Source organism: Hydrogenophaga laconesensis (genome assembly GCF_031457235.1).
Taxonomy (GTDB): Bacteria; Pseudomonadota; Gammaproteobacteria; order Burkholderiales; family Burkholderiaceae_C; genus Hydrogenophaga; species Hydrogenophaga laconesensis.
Map to the genome: position 1 here is coordinate 1 of NZ_JAVDWE010000043.1, position 2,567 is coordinate 2,567.

A 2,567-nucleotide genomic window follows, 5' to 3' on the forward strand; every position below is an offset into this window, starting at 1 on the left:
GTAAGCGCGCAATTAACCACGTCCTTCCTGCTCGTGCACTGACGTGAGAGCCTACGTGCCCACGTACATGTAGATGGGAACGTAATGTCAGATTGGATTTCGGAGTTGGCCGAGCGGCTGATCGTCAGTCGCAAGCGCGATGGTCGGTGTGTGTATGACGTGCAGGCCAAGCGGGAGCTGATTGAGGCCTGCGGGCGGCCAGGCATCTCAATGGCCAAGCTGGCGCGCGACTGCGGCATCAACGCGAACTTGTTGAGCACCTGGGTGCGCAAGAACGAACGCAAGGCGGTGGCGCTGGCCGCTGCGTCAGGCACCGATGCCGATGTTGCCGCACCAGTCTTCGTGCCGGTTCACATCGAAGCCCCGGCGGTGCCAGAGCAAGCCGGCGTGCAGTTGCAAGCCCGGCTGCCCAATGGCGTTGTCGTGGATATGGCCAGCTGCGACCTGGCGCAGGCATGCGCACTTCTCGAAACGCTGGGGAGGTTGCGGTGTTCCGCTTCGATGAAGGGCTGAAGGTCTACCTTCACCGCGAGGCCATCGACTTCCGGGTCGGTCTCAACGGTCTGGCGATCCTGGTCGAGCAGGCTCTTGAGCTGGATCCGTTTGCCGAGGCGGTGTACGTCTTCAGGAATCGGCGACGTGATCGCGTAAAGATTTTGGGTTGGCAGCGCAACGGATTTTGGTTATTGATGAAACGTCTCGAGGAAGACAGGTTCATCTGGCCAGATGCCGTGACCGTTCCGACGCTGACAGTGGAGCAACTGCACTGGTTGCTCGATGGCATTGATCTCGCGGTGGTCCAAAAGCATCCTCGTCGCTTCTACAGGCGAGTGGCCTGAACGCTCACGGCAGCTTGCAAAATAGTTGCCGAATCTTCCTCGACAATGCGATGTTTGAGGAACGCCTGCACGTCATGTTGATCGAAGCAGGCGATGGTTCAAATGCCCACCGCCGAAGAATTCGCAGCCCTGCAGCAAGCCCTGACCGAGGCCACTCGGCGCAGCGAATCTCTCGCTGGAGAGCTGCGCGTGGTGACCACCGAGCGGGATCTGGCGCTCCAGCGGCTGCGGGCCTTGCAGGGCCAGTTGTTCGCAGCCAAGAGCGAGGCCCGCAGCACAGATCAGAAGGACCTGTTCCTCAACGAGGCTGAGGCACTCGCGCCGAGCGCACAGACGCAGCCGGCCGAGACCGACGACGAGGAGTCGACGCCGGTTGCTGGCCACCAGCGTAAGAAGCGCGGTCGCAAACCGCTGGATCCCGCACTGCCGCGCGACATCGTGCGCCACGAGTTGCCCGAGTCCGAGCGCGTCTGCGCTCACGACGGCCACGCCTTGGTGGAAATCGGTGCCGAGGTTAGCGAGCAGATCCACATCATCCCCGAGCAGGTGCGCGTGCTCCAGCACCACCGCATCAAGTACGCATGTCCTTGCTGCGATCTGAGCCTGAAGGTCGCACCGGTACCGGCGCGCATCATCCCGCGAGGTCTGCTCACGGAGGAGGCGCAAGCCTGGGTCATCACGGGCAAGTACCAGTTCGGCATGCCGTTGTATCGCACGGCCGTTCTGCTGCGCCGCTTCGGTGGCGACATCGCCAGCAACACGCTGGCCGCTGGCGTCGTTCGCATCGGCCAGGCGGTACAGCCCATCATCAACCTGCTGCGCGATCACTTGCTGGACTCGGACCTGATCTACGGAGACGAGACCACCGTTCAGGTGCTCAAAGAGCCTGGGCGCAAGGCGCAGACGAAAAGCTTCATGTGGGCGCAGATGAACGGCACCGGCCCACCGGTGCGGCTGTTCACCTATGCACCGGGGCGCGGCACCGTGCACGCACAGAAGCTCTATGCCGGCATCCGGCGCGGCGTCACGCTCGTGACCGACGGATATCAGGTCTACGACGCAATTGCCCAGGACCACGGACTGACGCACCTTGGGTGCTGGGTGCACGCGCGCCGACCGCTGATCAAGGCCGAGGAGTCGATCCGGAAAGAGGCTCGCTCGCCGGACCTGTTGGCCACACGGTTCATCAAACTCATCGGCAAGCTCTATCGCGCGGAGGCGCTGGCCAAGGACTGGACGTCAGAGCGCCGTCACCGGCTGCGCCAGCGCTACAGCGCGGCCGTGGTCAAGCAGATCGAACAGTTGCTGCTCAAGCACCTGCACGCCGTTGCGCCCTCAAGCCTGCTGGGTGAGGCGCTGCACTATCTGCACGGGCAGTGGCCCAAGCTCATCCGCTTCCTGGACAGTGGGACCTGGCCGCTGGACTCCAACCCGGTGGAAAACGCCATCAGACCGTTCGTGGTCGGTCGCCGGTCGTGGTTGTTTGCTGACACCGTGGGCGGTGCCAACGCGAGCGCCAATCTGTATTCGTTGATCGAAACGGCCCGCGCCAACAACATCGAGCCCTACCACTACCTCGTAGCCCTGTTCAAGCGGCTGCCGCTGGCCACGACGGTCGACGACTACGAGGCGCTGCTGCCTTGGAACATCGCGCTCGACGGACTGTAGGCTGCCCTGCGCACATCGTTGCGACTCCAAGTGCAAGGGCGTGGTTCATAGACGGCTTAC

General features: G+C 63.0%; 3 protein-coding genes. All 3 read left to right on the top strand.

The features are described 5' to 3' along the window. The first annotated feature begins 105 nt into the window (after positions 1–105). Positions 106–513 (top strand): transposase, encoded by a 408-nt coding sequence (locus tag J2X09_RS26930; protein ID WP_204735965.1) that lies wholly within the window; start codon positions 106–108, stop codon positions 511–513. Beyond that, on the top strand, positions 489–839 hold the full coding sequence (gene tnpB / locus J2X09_RS26935) for an IS66 family insertion sequence element accessory protein TnpB (protein ID WP_204735966.1): 351 nt from the start codon (positions 489–491) through the stop codon (positions 837–839). The genes J2X09_RS26930 and tnpB overlap by 25 nt, the downstream gene beginning before the upstream one ends. A gap of 102 nt (positions 840–941) precedes the next feature. After that, a complete protein-coding gene (gene tnpC / locus J2X09_RS26940) occupies positions 942–2,507 on the top strand; it encodes an IS66 family transposase (protein ID WP_204735967.1) in 1,566 nt (521 codons plus the stop codon). Positions 2,508–2,567: the final 60 nt, after the last annotated feature.

Coding starts and splice junctions, on each gene's coding strand:
- tnpC (WP_204735967.1), top strand. CDS start 942: ATGCCCACCGCCGAAGAATTCGCAGCCCTGCAGCAAGCCCTGACCGAG.